This window comes from Lacticaseibacillus boliensis, from assembly GCF_054784775.1.
In genome coordinates, this window is sequence record NZ_BAAIHN010000030.1 from 19,494 (window position 1) to 34,606 (window position 15,113).

16 protein-coding genes and 1 other annotated feature are annotated in these 15,113 nt (G+C 53.6%); of the genes, 9 read left to right on the forward strand and 7 right to left on the reverse strand.

Annotated elements, in window-relative coordinates:
* Positions 1–159 precede the first annotated feature (159 nt).
* Together ACYVRB_RS11245 and ACYVRB_RS11250 are read right to left on the reverse strand one after the other, a co-directional pair.
* The gene (locus ACYVRB_RS11245; RefSeq protein WP_461215448.1) at positions 160–1,080 is read right to left on the reverse strand and encodes an isocitrate lyase/PEP mutase family protein; all 921 of its coding nucleotides are present in this window, start codon (positions 1,078–1,080) and stop codon (positions 160–162) included.
* Entirely contained in the window at positions 1,080–1,796 is a 717-nt protein-coding gene (locus ACYVRB_RS11250) for an isocitrate lyase/phosphoenolpyruvate mutase family protein (RefSeq protein WP_461215449.1), read from the reverse strand. Before ACYVRB_RS11250 ends, ACYVRB_RS11245 begins: the two co-directional genes overlap by 1 nt.
* Positions 1,797–1,886: 90 nt before the next feature.
* Positions 1,887–2,110 (reverse strand) — a binding site (T-box leader).
* Positions 2,111–2,515: 405 nt separating this feature from the next.
* On the opposite strand from ACYVRB_RS11250, the gene proB reads away from it, so the two are divergent.
* The 4 genes from proB to ACYVRB_RS11270 all read left to right on the forward strand — a co-directional run bounded on the left by proB (position 2,516) and on the right by ACYVRB_RS11270 (position 5,240).
* The gene (proB, locus tag ACYVRB_RS11255) at positions 2,516–3,343 is read left to right on the forward strand and encodes a glutamate 5-kinase (protein WP_461215450.1); all 828 of its coding nucleotides are present in this window, start codon (positions 2,516–2,518) and stop codon (positions 3,341–3,343) included.
* A gap of 47 nt (positions 3,344–3,390) precedes the next feature.
* Positions 3,391–4,638 (forward strand): glutamate-5-semialdehyde dehydrogenase, encoded by a 1,248-nt coding sequence (locus tag ACYVRB_RS11260; protein WP_461215451.1) that lies wholly within the window; start codon positions 3,391–3,393, stop codon positions 4,636–4,638.
* A gap of 80 nt (positions 4,639–4,718) precedes the next feature.
* On the forward strand, positions 4,719–4,952 hold the full coding sequence (locus ACYVRB_RS11265; protein WP_461215452.1) for a hypothetical protein: 234 nt from the start codon (positions 4,719–4,721) through the stop codon (positions 4,950–4,952).
* Positions 4,953–4,997: 45 nt separating this feature from the next.
* Entirely contained in the window at positions 4,998–5,240 is a 243-nt protein-coding gene (locus ACYVRB_RS11270) for a hypothetical protein (protein ID WP_461215453.1), read from the forward strand.
* Between the two features lie 62 nt (positions 5,241–5,302).
* Here ACYVRB_RS11270 and ACYVRB_RS11275 read toward each other — a convergent pair whose 3' ends face one another.
* Both ACYVRB_RS11275 and ACYVRB_RS11280 read right to left on the reverse strand, forming a co-directional pair.
* Positions 5,303–6,190 carry a LysR family transcriptional regulator gene (locus ACYVRB_RS11275; RefSeq protein ID WP_461215454.1) on the reverse strand — a complete coding sequence of 296 codons (888 nt, stop codon included), beginning with the start codon at positions 6,188–6,190 and terminating at the stop codon, positions 5,303–5,305.
* Between the two features lie 53 nt (positions 6,191–6,243).
* Positions 6,244–7,077 carry a GHMP family kinase ATP-binding protein gene (locus ACYVRB_RS11280; protein ID WP_461215455.1) on the reverse strand — a complete coding sequence of 278 codons (834 nt, stop codon included), beginning with the start codon at positions 7,075–7,077 and terminating at the stop codon, positions 6,244–6,246.
* 135 nt (positions 7,078–7,212) lie between these two features.
* Between ACYVRB_RS11280 and ACYVRB_RS11285 the strand changes: the two genes are divergently transcribed.
* Both ACYVRB_RS11285 and ACYVRB_RS11290 read left to right on the forward strand, forming a co-directional pair.
* Positions 7,213–7,896 carry a 2,3-bisphosphoglycerate-dependent phosphoglycerate mutase gene (locus ACYVRB_RS11285; RefSeq protein WP_461215456.1) on the forward strand — a complete coding sequence of 228 codons (684 nt, stop codon included), beginning with the start codon at positions 7,213–7,215 and terminating at the stop codon, positions 7,894–7,896.
* 19 nt (positions 7,897–7,915) lie between these two features.
* Positions 7,916–8,761 (forward strand): arylamine N-acetyltransferase family protein, encoded by an 846-nt coding sequence (locus ACYVRB_RS11290; RefSeq protein WP_461215457.1) that lies wholly within the window; start codon positions 7,916–7,918, stop codon positions 8,759–8,761.
* An 81-nt stretch (positions 8,762–8,842) separates the two neighbouring features.
* Here the strand turns inward: ACYVRB_RS11290 and ACYVRB_RS11295 are convergent, their stop codons facing one another.
* The 3 genes from ACYVRB_RS11295 to ACYVRB_RS11305 form a co-directional block, all read right to left on the reverse strand.
* Positions 8,843–9,061: a CsbD family protein gene (locus tag ACYVRB_RS11295; RefSeq protein ID WP_461215458.1), complete on the reverse strand. Its 219-nt coding sequence runs from the start codon at positions 9,059–9,061 to the stop codon at positions 8,843–8,845.
* 142 nt (positions 9,062–9,203) lie between these two features.
* Positions 9,204–10,544, reverse strand: a complete 1,341-nt coding sequence (locus ACYVRB_RS11300) for a C1 family peptidase (RefSeq protein ID WP_461215459.1) — start codon at positions 10,542–10,544, stop codon at positions 9,204–9,206.
* Positions 10,545–10,584: 40 nt separating this feature from the next.
* Positions 10,585–10,872, reverse strand: a complete 288-nt coding sequence (locus ACYVRB_RS11305) for a GNAT family N-acetyltransferase (protein WP_461215460.1) — start codon at positions 10,870–10,872, stop codon at positions 10,585–10,587.
* A gap of 137 nt (positions 10,873–11,009) precedes the next feature.
* Here ACYVRB_RS11305 and ACYVRB_RS11310 point away from each other — a divergent pair, with 137 nt between their 5' ends.
* From ACYVRB_RS11310 to ACYVRB_RS11320, 3 genes are all read left to right on the forward strand, one after another.
* Positions 11,010–11,552: a dCTP deaminase/dUTPase family protein gene (locus tag ACYVRB_RS11310; protein WP_461215461.1), complete on the forward strand. Its 543-nt coding sequence runs from the start codon at positions 11,010–11,012 to the stop codon at positions 11,550–11,552.
* A 660-nt stretch (positions 11,553–12,212) separates the two neighbouring features.
* Complete coding sequence (radA, locus tag ACYVRB_RS11315) at positions 12,213–13,586, forward strand: DNA repair protein RadA (protein WP_461215462.1); 1,374 nt, start codon at positions 12,213–12,215, stop codon at positions 13,584–13,586.
* Between the two features lie 39 nt (positions 13,587–13,625).
* On the forward strand, positions 13,626–14,792 hold the full coding sequence (locus tag ACYVRB_RS11320; RefSeq protein WP_461215463.1) for a PIN domain-containing protein: 1,167 nt from the start codon (positions 13,626–13,628) through the stop codon (positions 14,790–14,792).
* The last annotated feature ends 321 nt before the right edge of the window (positions 14,793–15,113 follow it).

Sequence of the window (15,113 nt, forward strand, 5' to 3'; positions counted from 1 at the left end):
AGACTGGTAAAATAGCCGTGGTGAGTACGAGGCGCTTACTTATCTTCCGTAACTCGTCTCACCGGCAAAAAGTTCCCCCCGGTTCGTTTTGCCCGTCCCGACATCGTGTCGGGATTTTTTTTTGCAAAAAAAGTCCGCTCGAGGCGGACGTGGAAGCTGTTATTTGGAATACAAACTGGCGAGCTCTGCTGACATGCGGTCGGCCGAATATTGGGCTTCACGGTTGTTGACCTCATCGAGCCCGACGAACTTGTTGAACCGATCGAAGGTGATCATCTGGTCTTCATACGACTTGGTCGAGCCTTCCGTCATCAGGGTTTGGACTAGCTGTTCGTCGGCGTAGGCGGTGGCGTAAGTCATCGCTGTCGGATAAACCACGATGCGAAAACCGAGATCACGGAGTTTGGCGGTGTCGGTCAAAGGCGTCTTGCCGCCTTCGATCATGTTGGCCATCAAAGGAGTGTCGGGGAAGGCATCATGGATCGCCTGGAGTTCGCTGATATCGCGTGGGGCTTCGATAAACACCATGTCGGCACCGGCGGCTTGATAGCGCTTGGAGCGGGCGATGGCTTCATCGAGGCCGTAAACGGCGCGGGCATCGGTGCGTGACATGATCAAGAAGTCCGAGTGTTTGCGCGCGGCTTTGGCGGTGCGGATCTTGGCTTCGAGGACTTCGGTCGGCTCAACAGACTTGTTGTCCATGTGGCCACAACGCTTCGGCCAGGTCTGGTCTTCCAAAAACAAGCCGGCGGCACCGATCTGTTCATAGCTGGCCACGGTGCGCCGGACGTTGGCGAGGTCGCCGTAGCCGGTGTCGGCGTCGGCAAATACAGGGACCGTCGTGGCGTTGACGATTTGGCGGCATTTTTCGAGCATCTCACCGAAGTCGGCGATCCCGCGATCTGGCATCGCCAAGTTGGCGGCGGAGGTGGCGTAACCGGCGGCAAAAACGGCGTCGGCGCCTGCATGCTCTGCGATCTTGGCCCCTAAAGCGTCAGGGGCGACAAGCATGCGGATGATCTGATCGGAGAAAACCATCTGCTTAAACATGGCACGCATTCGTTCTGCTTTTTTAGTCATTACATAGCCTCCTTGGACGCGGTCAGCATGGTTGGCAGATCCGCGATCAGTTCACGCATGGTTTGTTCAGCAGCATCTTCAATGTAGCCGGTATCGAGCCAACCGTTGACGCCTGGCAAGGCAGGAATCTCTGGACGCCAGGTGGCGATCAGCGGCAAGTGGTGTGGCATCCGCGCCAAAGCCCGCAGTTGCGCAGGCATCCAGTGGGCGACAACGATCGCGCCAAGCGGCAGGCGTTCGAGCCAGGCATATTTGGTGCAGACGGCTTCGATGCCTTCGTTGGGCAGACCTTCCATCAGTGCCCAGACCTGAGTCAGGTCGTCGTCGCGGGCATCTAAGGCGGCGTGGACCTTGCCTAAGAAGTCGGCGTCGGTGGTGATGGCCGGCGCGTCTTGGGTGTGGGCAGGGGATTTTTGATCCGAGATCAAGAGGCAATCGGCGCCTGAACGTTCGAACTCTGCGGCGGCGTAATAGGTATTCATCGGATTGCCAAACCCGGACTGCAGGTCAGCGATGATCGGGGTATCAGTGATCATGCGCATGCGGCGTAAGTGGGCGGCGTATTCACTGGCGGAAAGCAAGCCGGCATCGCGGATGCCGACCAGCGTCTCGGCGGTCAAGGAGCCGCTGAGGAAAAAGCCTTCTGGTTGATGATTTTTGAGTTTGTTCAACGTTTGGCCAGAGCCGAACGCTGGGAATAATGGGAATGGTTGCATAATCTGACCTCCGTTAATGAGAAAATTATGTGAATTGAGCAGGACGTCGGTGCTTTTTGAGGTAAACAAAAAGCGCCCGACGAATTATCTTCGAAGGGCGCAATCGCACGGTACCACCTTGTCTTTGCCGAAAACTTCGGCCTCTACGGACAGTGTGACGCTTATCCGTTGGCCTTTTAATGGTGGCAACCAGCCGACACTCGTCGCATCGGTAGCTTAGAGCTTACATTCGACTGATCCACATGGTTCCTCGCACCAAACGGAATCTCTCTTGATTGTGGCACCAGTTTACTCCTGCTCTTCGTAGCTTTTGCTCATCTGAATTTAATCATACTTTAATCGATATTTCTGGGTTTGTCAACTCTTAATGTGTAAATCATCACGATTTTCTGGGCTCCGACGATGATGGCGCTTGCATGCTTGCGACGTTCGGCTGCGGGTAACCCGAAGATAGCGCTTGACATTTGCTGAGACTTCCCATATCATTCGGGTATAAACACGCGGTCATAGTAGTGCTTCACAGAGAGGCGGGCGTTTGCTGAAAGCCCACCAATATGCACGAATCCCAGCCGCGTTTGCCGAACAGAATATGAGACACAACAAAAGTGTGAAGCGTGGCTTCGAACGAGGATGGTACCGCCCGGATAGGGTGCCTCGAGCGAAGGCACGCTTTTTGGTTTCTGACGGCGGGTGGTTGTTGTTCAAGACGGAGGATGCTTATGATTCGCAATTTGCAACAGTGTCGCCGGGTCGTGGTCAAGATTGGGACGAGTAGCTTGATCCACCACAACGGCAAAGTTAATTTACAAACGATCGACCGACTGGCGTACGCACTTTCGGCCTTGAACAACCAAGGACTAGAAGTCGTATTGGTGTCCAGCGGTGCTATCGGGGTGGGGTTAGACAAACTTCACCTCGATCGGCGGCCGGCTGCGATCGCGGAACAACAGGCGATCGCGGCGGTTGGTCAAGGCGAGCTGTTGCGGTTGTACATGCAACGTTTTTCCGACTATGACACTCAGGTCGGGCAGATGCTGTTGACGCATGACACCTTCGATTTTCCGGTTTCGCGGCAGCACGTCTTGGATACGCTGGAGACCCTGTTGGCACGCCACATTATCCCGATCATTAATGAAAATGACACGGTGGCTGTCGATGAAATGGATCACCACACCACTTTCGGGGATAACGATCAGCTGTCGGCCTTGGTGGCGTCGCGGATCGAAGCGGACCTGTTGATTGTGTTGTCGGACATTGATGGGCTGTACGATAGGGATCCCCATAAAGATCAAAGCGCCAAGAAGCTCGAGGCCGTGACTCACCTCAGCCAAGACATCTTGGCGTCGGCCGGCGGCTCCAGCACGCGCTTTGGCACCGGGGGCATGGTCACGAAGCTGAAGGCGGCCAAGACGATGATGACGGCAGGCAAACAGATGGTGTTGTGTAGCGGCGCGGATCCGCGGGTCATTTTGAAAGTGGTTGCCGGCGAAGATGTCGGTACCTGGTTCGGTCGCGTCCATCCAGACGCGACGCAGATCGCGCATTGAAGACAGGCTTGCGGCACTGATGCCGCGGTGAAGATCGGAGGAAGATCATGGAACAAGCAGACTTGATCCAGATGGGGCAGGCGGCACAAGCCGCGGCCAAGACGTTGGCCCAACTAGACAATGCAACCAAAAACCAGGCGTTGAACGCAATGGCTGAGGCATTGGTTGTCCACAGCAACGATATCTTGGCCGCCAACGCTGAAGACATGCAAAAAGCCAAGGCGAAGCAGTCTAAATTCACTGATCGGCTACTATTAACCGAAGCACGTATTGCTGATATGGCGACAGGCCTGCGCCAAGTCGCCACGCTTCCTGACCCGACGGCCAAAGCCGACAAGGCATGGCGCAACGAGGCCGGACTGCTGATCATCCAACAACGTGTGCCACTTGGTGTGATCGGGATCATCTATGAAGCACGCCCGAATGTCACTGCGGATGCCGCCGGGTTGACGCTGAAGTCTGGTAACGCGGTGATCTTGCGTGGCGGCCGGGAGGCATTGGCCTCCAATCAGGCGGTGTGCGGCGTGCTCCAAGACGCGCTAGAAGCAACTGGCTTGCCGCGGGATGCGGTCCAGTTGATCACCGACCCGAGCCACGACATCGCCAACGCCATGATGCATTTGAACGGCTATATCGATGTGTTGATCCCACGCGGCGGGGCAGGGCTGATTCAAACCGTGGTCAAAAACGCGACGGTGCCGGTGATCGAAACCGGTGCTGGCAACTGTCATATCTATGTTGACAAGGCCGCCGATTTGCAAATGGCCATCGATATCACGGTCAACGCGAAGGTGCAACGGCCAAGCGTCTGCAACGCCGCTGAAAAATTATTGATCCATCAAGATGTCGCCGCGGCCTTTTTGCCAACTATCGCCAAGGCGTTGCGCGAACATGGTGTTGAGCTGCGCGGCGACGAGCAGGCGCGGGCGATCGTTCCTGACATGATTGCGGCGACCGATGCGGATTGGGATACGGAATACAATGATCTGATCATGGCCGTCAAGGTAGTGCCTGATGAAACCGCCGCGATCGCGCACATCAATGCGCACAACACCAAGCATTCCGAGGCGATTGTCACCGCTGATTACGCCGCCAGCCAGCGTTTCTTGCGGGAAATCGACGCGGCGTGTGTCTACGTCAATGCGTCCACGCGCTTCACCGATGGCTTCGAGTTCGGTTTTGGGGCTGAAATTGGGATTTCCACCCAGAAGTTGCACGCCCGCGGACCGATGGGTCTGGATCAGCTGACTACCATTAAGTACCAGATCCTCGGTGACGGTCAGGTGCGGGCCTAGTTAGGAATTCACAAGCGCCAAATTAGCTTTTTGAGGAATGACCTTGCTACACTTAGGAAAATGACTAAGGAGTGAGTCGCATGAATCAAATCGAGCTTGGTATGTGGGTGCATTGTGAACCCAACGGCAATATGGAACACGCTTTTGACGGCCGGGTGGTCAAGATTTATGAATGCGCGGCTTTGGTAGAAATTAAAGACTATCATCCTAAAGACGCGTTGAATGCCCGGGAGTTGTTATACCGCACCGTGATCTCTTTTAAGCGCATGGTGCCGGCCGCGATCGAAAACAGCGTGGACGAAGCGATCGGATAGTGTGATATAATACGGTTAACTCAGATATAGGGGGAACCGTTACACATGGCAGATGAAATTGCAGTCGGTGATAAGGTCACAGTACGCAAAAGCGCCAATGTACCATTGAGTTTCAAAGGTACCGTTGAGAAGTTGTACGTCAACGCCGCGATGCTAAGCATCGACAGCTTCGACGACGAAGACGCCGTGATGGTCGAAGACCTCAAGCACAAGACGGTTGTCAACTATAAGCACATCTTAAAAGGTGGCAAAGCTGTTACCCCGCCGACGGTCGAAGACAAGAAGTAACACGAATAAGCCTCAAGCAACCACGCAAAACGTGTGGCGCTTGAGGCTTTTTTTGGCGTTAGTTAATGACGATTGAGACTGAATTGTTGCTGGATGATGGCGCTGATGGTGTCAAACAGCGTCGAGTGTTGTTGCTGGCGGCGATATTGTAAGGCGATCTGAGCGGAAAATGGCGCCACGTCAGCGATAGGCAGGATGCGGATCGCGGGATCGTCGATCGGCGTTAGGTCGGCCAAAAAGCCCAAGGCGATGTTGGCCGAAATGGCCTGCAACACCACGCGCGGGTTTTCACTGTCAAACAGCACCTTGGGCGTCGCACCACCAAACATCCGGGTGAAGACTTCGTGGTTGAGGTAATCGCCGTTTAAGGTAATGAATGGGAACTTGACCAGTTCGTTAACGGTGACGCTGGTCTTGGCCGTGAGCGGGTGCTCCGCATTGGCCAAGACGTTAAAATGCAACGGCGTCAGCGGCGTCGTGTGGAGATTCGGGTCGATGTTATCGTCGAGTACCCCAGTAATCACCATGTCGACGGCGCCATCGGCCAGCTGCTGGGCCAGCGCTTTGGCGCCCATTTCGACGATCTCGAGGTTGCCTAACAGGTTGGCTTCGCGTAACGCACGCATCAGATCGATCAAGTAGCGCTCGCTGATCGACGGCCCGATCCCCAACCGCACCTTGGCTTCGCGCATCCGGCTGATGGTGGCGACGCCAGCCTCCCAAGAGGACAACGTCTGTTCTGCCGTCAACATCAACTGGTGGCCAGCGGGCGTCAGCCGGATGCTTTTGGAGTGGGGCTTGCGCTCAAGCAAAGGGAGCTGGAAGCGATTTTCAAGACGTTTGAGCGCCTGGGTGATCGTTGGTTGGCTGACGTTAAAATACGTGGCAGTCTGCGTGAAACTCAAGGTGTGCGCAAGCTGGCAGAAATAATCGAGATCTTTGAGGTTCATGATGGTCCCTTCTTTCGGGGTGCTGAGGGTAAAAAAACGACCGGTCGCGGTCGTCAGTCTGAAACAAGGGCTCCGGTGTTGTTGATTTCAAGGTGTAACAGGTCACCGGCGGTCAAAACGCGCCGCAACAAAGTTTCAAAGCGTGCCGCTGTCGCCGGGGCCAAGCAGACCAAAGCAGGGCCGTTGCCTGCTGCAAAGCAGCCGTAGCCGCCACATTGAAGAACGGCACGGGTAACCATCTCGGCTTGAGGGTAATAGTCTGCGGTGACTTGGCTGCGCAGATCCTCGATCGGGAAGTGATGATGTAACCACTCATCGTCGCCTTTGCTCAAGGCGGTGATCAGGTGTTGATAATCTTCGGCGATGGCATTGGTGCCGGCAAAATGGCTGGGAACGCTGGCTTCGACAAATTTGCTGGGACAATAGATAAACCATTGAAACGGCGCCAAAGGAATCTTGGTGGCCACACCGGTCTTGGCATCAACGAACTGCATCCCACCATCCATGGCGGCGGCCAATGCGGCCGGGTACGGTTCATAACGTTGGGCTTCGGCAATGATTGCTGTTTCACTCAGGTCCAGGCGGGCCAGCTTATTGGCCAGCAAGATCCCGGCGAGGGTGGCGGCGTTGGAGCCGCCTAGGCCTTTGCCGACAGGCAGGGTCGAGGTGACCTGGAGGTGATGTGGCAAAAGCCATGGGGCCGTGCGCTCAGCGACCGACACGATCATGTTGGTTTGATCGTGCGCCAAGCGCGGATCATGATGGGCGACGAACCAGTCGAGACTTTCTTCTTCAACGCTGACGGTGATCGCCGCGTCGATGGCGACGGCGAGTTGTTGACCTAACGGCGAGCGTGACGTGATCACGCCTGGGACACGAATTCGCATAACCTGTCCTCCTTTCGTAAACATTTAGGAACTATTAAATGAAATTATACTTAGTATATCTAATTGTAATCTCATTTTCCAGCCATTTTTTCATTTGCAACGAAAATGGTACAATAGAAAAATTGGAGGCGGACCATGGTCAAATTGATTTTATTGCGACACGGCGAAAGTGCCGCGAACTTTTCCAACACTTATACCGGTTGGTCTGATGTCCCGCTCACTGAACACGGCGTGCAACAGGCCACCGCGGCAGGAACTGCCTTGGCGGCCACGGGAATCTTGGTCGATCATGTGCACACGTCGCTGTTACAGCGCGCGATCAAGACGGCGTATTTGGTGCAAGATGCACTCGACGCCAACTGGTTACCGATCACGAAGTCGTGGCGCCTTAACGAACGCCACTATGGGGCCTTGCGCGGCATTAACAAAGACGCAACGCGGCAGCTGTTTGGCAAAGCCCAAGTGGCGGTGTGGCGACGGAGTTTTTACGGGCGGCCACCGATGTTGGTCCATCCTAGTCACTCGCGGCGTTACGCCGGCTACCCGGCCAGCATCGTTCCGCGCGGGGAAAGTCTTGCCGACGCGGTCCAGCGACTGGTGCCATATTGGGCCGACGAACTGGCACCGCGCCTGCTGGCGGGTGAAAACCAACTGGTTGTTGCCCACGGCTCGACGTTGCGGGCGTTGATCAAGTATCTGGAAAACATTTCAGATACCGGCATCGACCAGGTCGAAGTCGCCAATGCCCAACCGATCGTCTACACCCTCGATGCCAAGCTTCAGATCTTGGACAAGACGGTATTGGCGACTGGCATTTAGGCAGCATAGAGGTAAGTAGATGGCATGGTCCAGAAATATGACCTGGGATCCTTATTTTGAGGTTCCCCAGGAATTCACAGAACTGTATTTAACAAAATTAGGCCTGAAGCGGCAAGCACCGTCTAAGGCCTACTTAGAAGAATTGGTGCGCCAGCAACTATTGACGGTGCCGTTTGAAACCTTGAACACCACCGATATTGGGCTTCCGGTGCGCATCGATCCGTTAAGCTTGATGACGAAGTTGCTCAAACAACCAAGAGGCGGTTTTTGTTTTGAGCTCAATGGTGCTTTTTCGCTATTGCTCAAGGCGCTTGGCTTTGATGCTTGGCTGTGTCCTTGTCGGCCTTTGCGTCATCACGAGGCAACGCCTGTGCCGGCAACACATTGTGCGCTCCTCATCAACCTGGCTGATAAAACTTATTATGCAGACGTGGGCTTTGGCGGGCCGACGCCTTTTGGTTGTCTCGAGTTCAAAACTGATGATTGGCAAACGGTTCACGGCGAGACTTATTGTTTTCAGGCAAGCGGGATCACGCCAGACGATCCTACCTCTGACCCGGCACGTTCTGGTTGGTACACGCTGGTGCGGCGATCGCAGCGGCAGGGTACCCGACTGGCAATCATGCAGGTTGCTCCGATTCAGCAATATCTCTGCGACTTTTATGGTCAAACGCAGCTTCGCGCCAGCGGGGACAGCGCATATGCGGTGCGTCATGTCGCGTTGCGCTACCCAGACGGCTACGCTGATTTGACCGGGACGACCTTGAAGGTGCAACACGGTGAAGATCGCCAAGTGAGTGAGATCACGGAGGGGGAATTGCCGGCAGTGCTTCGACAATATTTTGGCATTGTCATTTCAGCATAAACAAAGACGGCGCATCGATAAGGCGATGCGCCGTCTTTGATATTTCCTGGGAAATGCACAAGGCACGATCGCGCCTTGTCGCTATCTGGTGTTTTTGTCGTCGTGACGATCTTTGAGGTCGTCAATCTTGTCTTCGACTGCGTCTTTAGCGTCGTCGATTTTTTCTTTCACTTTGCCGCGCAAGGTTTCGGCTTTGCCTTGAGCTTCGCGCGTCTTGTCGTTGGTAAGTTTGCCTTCAGTTTCCTTGGCCTTGCCTGCGACCTTGTCTTTGGTGCTGTCGATTTTACCATCTAGACTCATCAGAATTCCTCCTTCACTGGGTAGTGGTCAACATCGGCATCACTGCCTATCTTAAGCATACCGACTCGGTGGTTCGTGATGCAACTTCTAGCCGTGTGGGCAAAAAAACAACCCTCATCGTTTACGATGAGGGTTGTTTGCGTTAGGCCAGTGCGCCCATTGGATCCCATGGTGCAAGCACAGTTGGCTTATCTTGTTCTTTTTTGATGACGTCTTGTAATTTAGCAGAGAGGAACTGCTTGTTGATGACGATCTGGTAGACGAATTCATCAAACCAAGAATCGGATGCGACGAAGTATCCTTTTTCACCGACCTTGTTACCCCAAGAGTTCTCGACCTTCCACTTGGTTGGCTTGCCGTCGACAATATCGACGCCGGTCAAGACCATGGCGTGGGTCATCAAGGATTCGCCATAGTCGAGGCGTTCAGCCTTGGACATGGTGAGGTCGACGTTGAACAGGCCATCTTGGTCGTAGATGTCTGTGTCTAAGATCCCGATCTTGCGGTCAGAAGACTGGCCAACATCGGAACCAAACCAGACGGATTCACCGGCTTCGAGCTGGCGGACCGCCAAGGCCTTGAAGTCTTCGATGGACAGGTTCAAATGGCGTACTTCGCGGCCACCGACCACATTGCCCAGCATCTCGACGGTGTACAAGTGATCGTAAGGCTTGTCAGCCGTCGGGGAGTTGATGATGGATTGATAAGCGTCGAGGTCCCAGCCGATGTACTTGGTGTAAAACGTCTCTGGCGTCAAATCGCGGTCGATGTGGTAGTTTTTCTCGTCGTCGCGATATTCAAAATCAAAAGTTGTCGGCGGGTTGCCCAGCGTGTAGGCTAAGATCCGGTAAACTTCTGACAACATCTTCGATTTGGCGGCTTCGATGTCAGCTTGGCTAGCGTTGGCGTTGGCCAGCTTGCGCAAAGCGACGGCATCGTGGCGCAGCTTAAGGTTCAAGACACTGTTGAGTTCGCGCGAAGCAGAAGACGAGAACGTCTCTGGCATGGCGCTCTTAGGCACGATGCCATATTTGTCGATCAAGGCTGTCAGCATGTCCCACTGGCCGCCGTCTTGTTGCGGGGTGGTCATCAGAAAGGCGACTTTGCGTGAATCTAGAGGTTGGTCAGCGGTTTTGAGGACATTTTCATAGAAGTAGTTTGACTTCTCGAACTTATCCCAGAAAAAGGTGTAGTTTTGGCTGAGTTCGAAATCTTTGATCTTGAACTGGGCCTGGATGCTGTGGCGCATGGTGTTCAGCGCGGCAAACATCCAGCAACGCCCAGATTGCTTTTGATCAGAGACAGCGCCAGTGGCCAAGTCGATGGAGAAGGTCTGCGTCATCTTGGTTTGGGATTCGATGCTTTCAGCGGATTTTAACACCCCGTTGTTCATGACCGCTTTTTGTAAAGCGGCAGAACCTGGGGTTTGGTTCAGATCTTGTTGGTACTGTTTGAGATTGTCAGCGGTGATTGCTTTAGACATATTGACCCTCCTCTAAAGGTGATTGCTTCCAGTGTAACACTTAATTATCCTTAGTCGGGCGCAAAACGTCTGCATATTCGGGATGGGTATCAAAGGCGTGGCGGGCGTATGAGCACAGTGGTTCGAGGAGCTTGCCTTCGTTGCGTGCCTGGTCGACCACAGCTTGGATCAGCTGCCCGGCGATCCCTTGCCCACGCAGGCTGGTGTCGACAAAGGTATGATCGATCACATACGCTTTGCCATCATCGATGTCAGGAAACGTCACCTCTGCGAGTAACTTACCGTCAGCTTCTTTAAAAATGCGGTTCGGTTCGTGAGAGAATTCCATGTTAACACCTCCATAAATTGGCGAGCAAAACCTTGACCCAGCGCTTCGCTCTTACTTTTTAATTTAGCAGGACTAAAGGCCGATTACAATCGTGACTCGTGGTAATATACTACTTAGTACACTTTATGGAGGAAATGATGAAACAAAGAGGATTTGAGATTGTCTCGGCATACGCCGATCAGGGGCTGAAATTGCCAGAGCGCCAAACCAAAAACGCCGCAGGGTATGATTTTTTTGCACGTGAAGACTTCGTGTTGAAGTCGATCTGGCGCTATGATTTTATTCGCCTGTTCCGGTTAATCAAAAATGAACACCCGCTAACGGCAGAAGATATGCAACGTGCCAGCAGCATTTTGAAGCCGCTATTGGTGCCAACTGGCATAAAAGCTTACATGCAGCCCAATGAAGTGTTGGTGCTCGCTAACCGCTCGTCGAATCCGTTGAAGCGCGGGCTGGTGATTCCCAACGGCATCGGTGTGATCGATGCGGATTACTACAATAACCCAAGCAACGAAGGCGAGATCTTCATCCAAATGGTCAACTGTTCACCACGCGATGTTGTCATCGCCAAGGGCGAACGCATCGGCCAAGGTATCTTCATGCCGTATCTCCTCGCTGATGGTGATCTTGGCAATGGCAACCAGCGCACTGCAGGGTTTGGGTCGACTGGCGTGAAGTAACCGGAAGTACTGATACTGTCCGGCAGCGTCGGTCTTCTTTGGGATGTGTTGGGGATCGTGGTATAGGTCGGGTTTGGTGTGTTCCGGCCTTTGAGATGGCTGGAACGGTGCGAGGCGCTCGGAAGCTAACTCTCCGCTGCGCTACGAGTGGATCTTCCTCGACGCCTTTGTTGTAAGCGGCAAAGCCGCTAACAACAATGGCGCGCCTGAGCCATCTCGGGCCTCCACACACCAAACCCTAACGTTAGCGTCCTGCGTCACCGGAAGTGGCAACTTCTAAGAGAGTAGTAGCGGACTAGTGGCTGGCAATATGTCTAATGAAGAACGAATTAACCAGCTTGTCCATGACATCAAACTATCCTGATACGCAGAATCTAGGGTGTGGGTGAAAGTGACGGAAGCAGGTCAATCTGACGTGGTGAGATTGCTGTTAGCGACTTGTCGCTTACAGCAAGGCGCAGGTGGAGATCCACTTCGTCGCAGACGAAGTTAGCTCCGCCGAGCACCCTCTCCACGACAGATTGAAGCCTGCTGGAGTCACTTTCGCCCGCACCCGACCGCGATTGGTCTACAGCCAACTACAACTTACGCTGTCGGACAACGAGTGTGCGTGAAAGAATTGAATGGTTTTGCGTATCTTTTGAATGAGGAGGAAGGCTTATGGCAAAAGCAACTACGCGCTATGTCTGCAGTAACTGCGGACGAACGTTTGCGTCGTATCTTGGGCGCTGCCCGAACTGTGGTGCCTGGAATACGATTGAGGAAGAAGTGGTGACGCCGGCGGTCACCAAGTCAGCGGCACCGCGGCATGCCGCTGATGGGCACCAGATCCGGCCGCAGCGATTAGACGATGTTGAGGTCCAAGAAGAAACGCGTATCGGTTCTGGACTCGGTGAACTCAACCGGGTGCTTGGCGGCGGGATCGTGCCGGGAAGTCTGATTTTGATTGGTGGCGATCCAGGGATCGGGAAGTCGACGTTGTTGCTTCAGGTTTCCGGGACGCTCGCCAGCGCCAACCACAAGGTGCTGTACGTGTCTGGGGAAGAATCTGCTAGTCAAATCAAGATGCGTGCCGGCCGCTTGGGTGTTGGCAAGTCGGGGATGTACCTTTATCCAGAAACTGACATGCCAAGCATCGAACAGGCAATCGATGATATGCATCCCGACTATGTCGTGATCGATTCTGTGCAGACGATGAATATGCCGGAGATGAATTCTGCAGTGGGGTCCGTATCGCAGTTGCGGCAGGTGACGGCCGAGTTAATGCGGATCGCCAAGTCCAAAACGATCACCATTTTCATCGTCGGGCATGTGACCAAAGAAGGCGCGATCGCGGGACCGAAGATCTTGGAACACATGGTGGACACGGTGCTGTATTTTGAAGGCGACATGCACCACACATACCGGATGCTCCGCTCAGTCAAAAACCGGTTCGGTTCCACTAACGAAATCGGGATCTTTGAGATGCAAGAAGGCGGCCTGAAAGAAGTCGCCAACCCAAGCGAGCTGTTTCTAGAGGAACGGCTGGCCGGCGCCACCGGTTCGGCTGTCGTTGTCTCAATGGAAGGAACACGCCCGATCTTAGTCGAGATCCAAGCGCTGATGACCCCGACGCAGTATGGCAATGCCAAGCGTACCAGTACTGGTATCGACCATAACAAGGTGAGTTTGATCATCGCTGTGTTGGAAAAACGCGCGAACTTGATGTTGCAAAATCAAGATGCGTATCTGAAGGCGACCGGTGGTGTCCGGCTTGATGAACCCGCGATCGATCTGGCGGTGGCCATGGCCTTGGCGAGCTCTTATCGAGACAAAGAAATCGAGCCGACAGATTGTTTCGTTGGGGAAATCGGATTGACCGGTGAGGTCCGGCGCGTCAACCGGATCGAATCGCGGATCAAAGAAGCGGCAAAGCTTGGTTTTAAGCGGATTTTTGTCCCTAAGAATAACCTGCAAGGTTGGACTAGTCGTGATAAGATTGATGTAATCGGTGTCACCTCGATTGCCGAGGCACTGGGCAAGGTTTTTGCCTAATTCCGATTAATGAATTGATGAGGAAAGGAGGCTTGCGAGATGAAAAAACGTGTGATTACGGTTATTTTTGGCATTGTCGGCTTAGGTGTCGGCATCGGCTTGTTGCCGGCGTTGTGGCAATTGCTGGGACTAGAAAATAGCCGCTGGATCAACAATGTGTTAGTTGATGCGTTAATAGGACTAGTAGTCTTCTTGATCCTGTCAGAATTGGCTGCTGGTTTCATTATCCGCGAGTTAAAAAAGGTTGAGGTGTTCCTTGAGAAACAATCACCGAGTTATTTGTTGTTTGGGAGTTTGGGTACCATTATCGGTCTGGTTTTAGCTGCCATTATTTCGATTCCACTTTATAATCTTCCAGACCCGTTTGGTGCGTTGCTTCCGATCATCTTGATGATTTTTTTGGGTTATCTCGGGTTCCGAATGGGCACGACGCGTCGCGAAGAGTGGCGCAAGTTGCTGAATATTCGGACGAAGCCTAAAGACACAGGCGAGTCAGGGGATATCTTAGCGCGCAAAGCTGACGATAACTACCGCAAGTACAAGTTGTTGGATACTTCTGTGATTATCGATGGTCGGGTGGAGGCAATTGCCAAAACCGGCTTCATCGAAGGGACGCTGCTGGTGCCAACGTTTGTTGTGCATGAGTTGCAGCTGATCTCGGATTCAGCAGATGCTTTAAAGCGCGGCCGCGGCCGTCGTGGGTTGGATATTTTGAACCGAATGAAGGAAGATCCTGACCTGCATGTCGAGATGTATGATGGCGATTTTGACGACATGACCGAGGTCGACTCCAAGCTGTTGAAGCTGGCGAAGATGCTCGATGGGATCGTGATGACCAACGATTACAACCTCAACAAGGTCGCTCAGTTCCAAAACGTACCGGTGTTGAACATCAACGCGCTGGCCAACGCCTTGAAGCCTGAGGTCTTGCCAGGCGAAGGCATGACCGTTAACGTGATCAAGGCCGGTACCGAGCGACAACAAGGCGTTGCGTACTTAGAAGACGGCACCATGGTGGTGGTCGAAGACGGCCAGTTCTATATGAATCAGCCGTTGGCAGTTATCGTAACATCTGCCATCCAAACCGCTGCCGGGCGTATGGTTTTCGCCAAGCCAGCCCACCAGCAAAAGTCGCTGCGTGAAACCGAGGAAAAGAAAGCTCCGGCCAAATCATCAGCGGCAAAAACTAGCGCCAAACGCCGTTAATTGAACACAACGATTCAACGATCTAAGAAGTGAGCTGTTATTAGGCTCACTTCTTTTGTTTGGTCACTGTCCGGCAGCGTAAGCATTTTGCGTTGGGTAGACCAGTAAACTGTCGGGCGCGGGCAAAAGCGACTCCAGCAGGTTTCAATCTGTCGTGGAGAGGGTGCTCGGCGGAGCTAACTTCGTCAGCGACGAAGTGGATCTCCACCTGCGCCTTGCTGTAAGCGACAAGTCGCTAACAGCAATCTCACCACGTCAGATTGACCTGCTTCCGTCACTTTCGCCCACACCCTAGATTCTGCGTATCAAGATAGTTTAGTG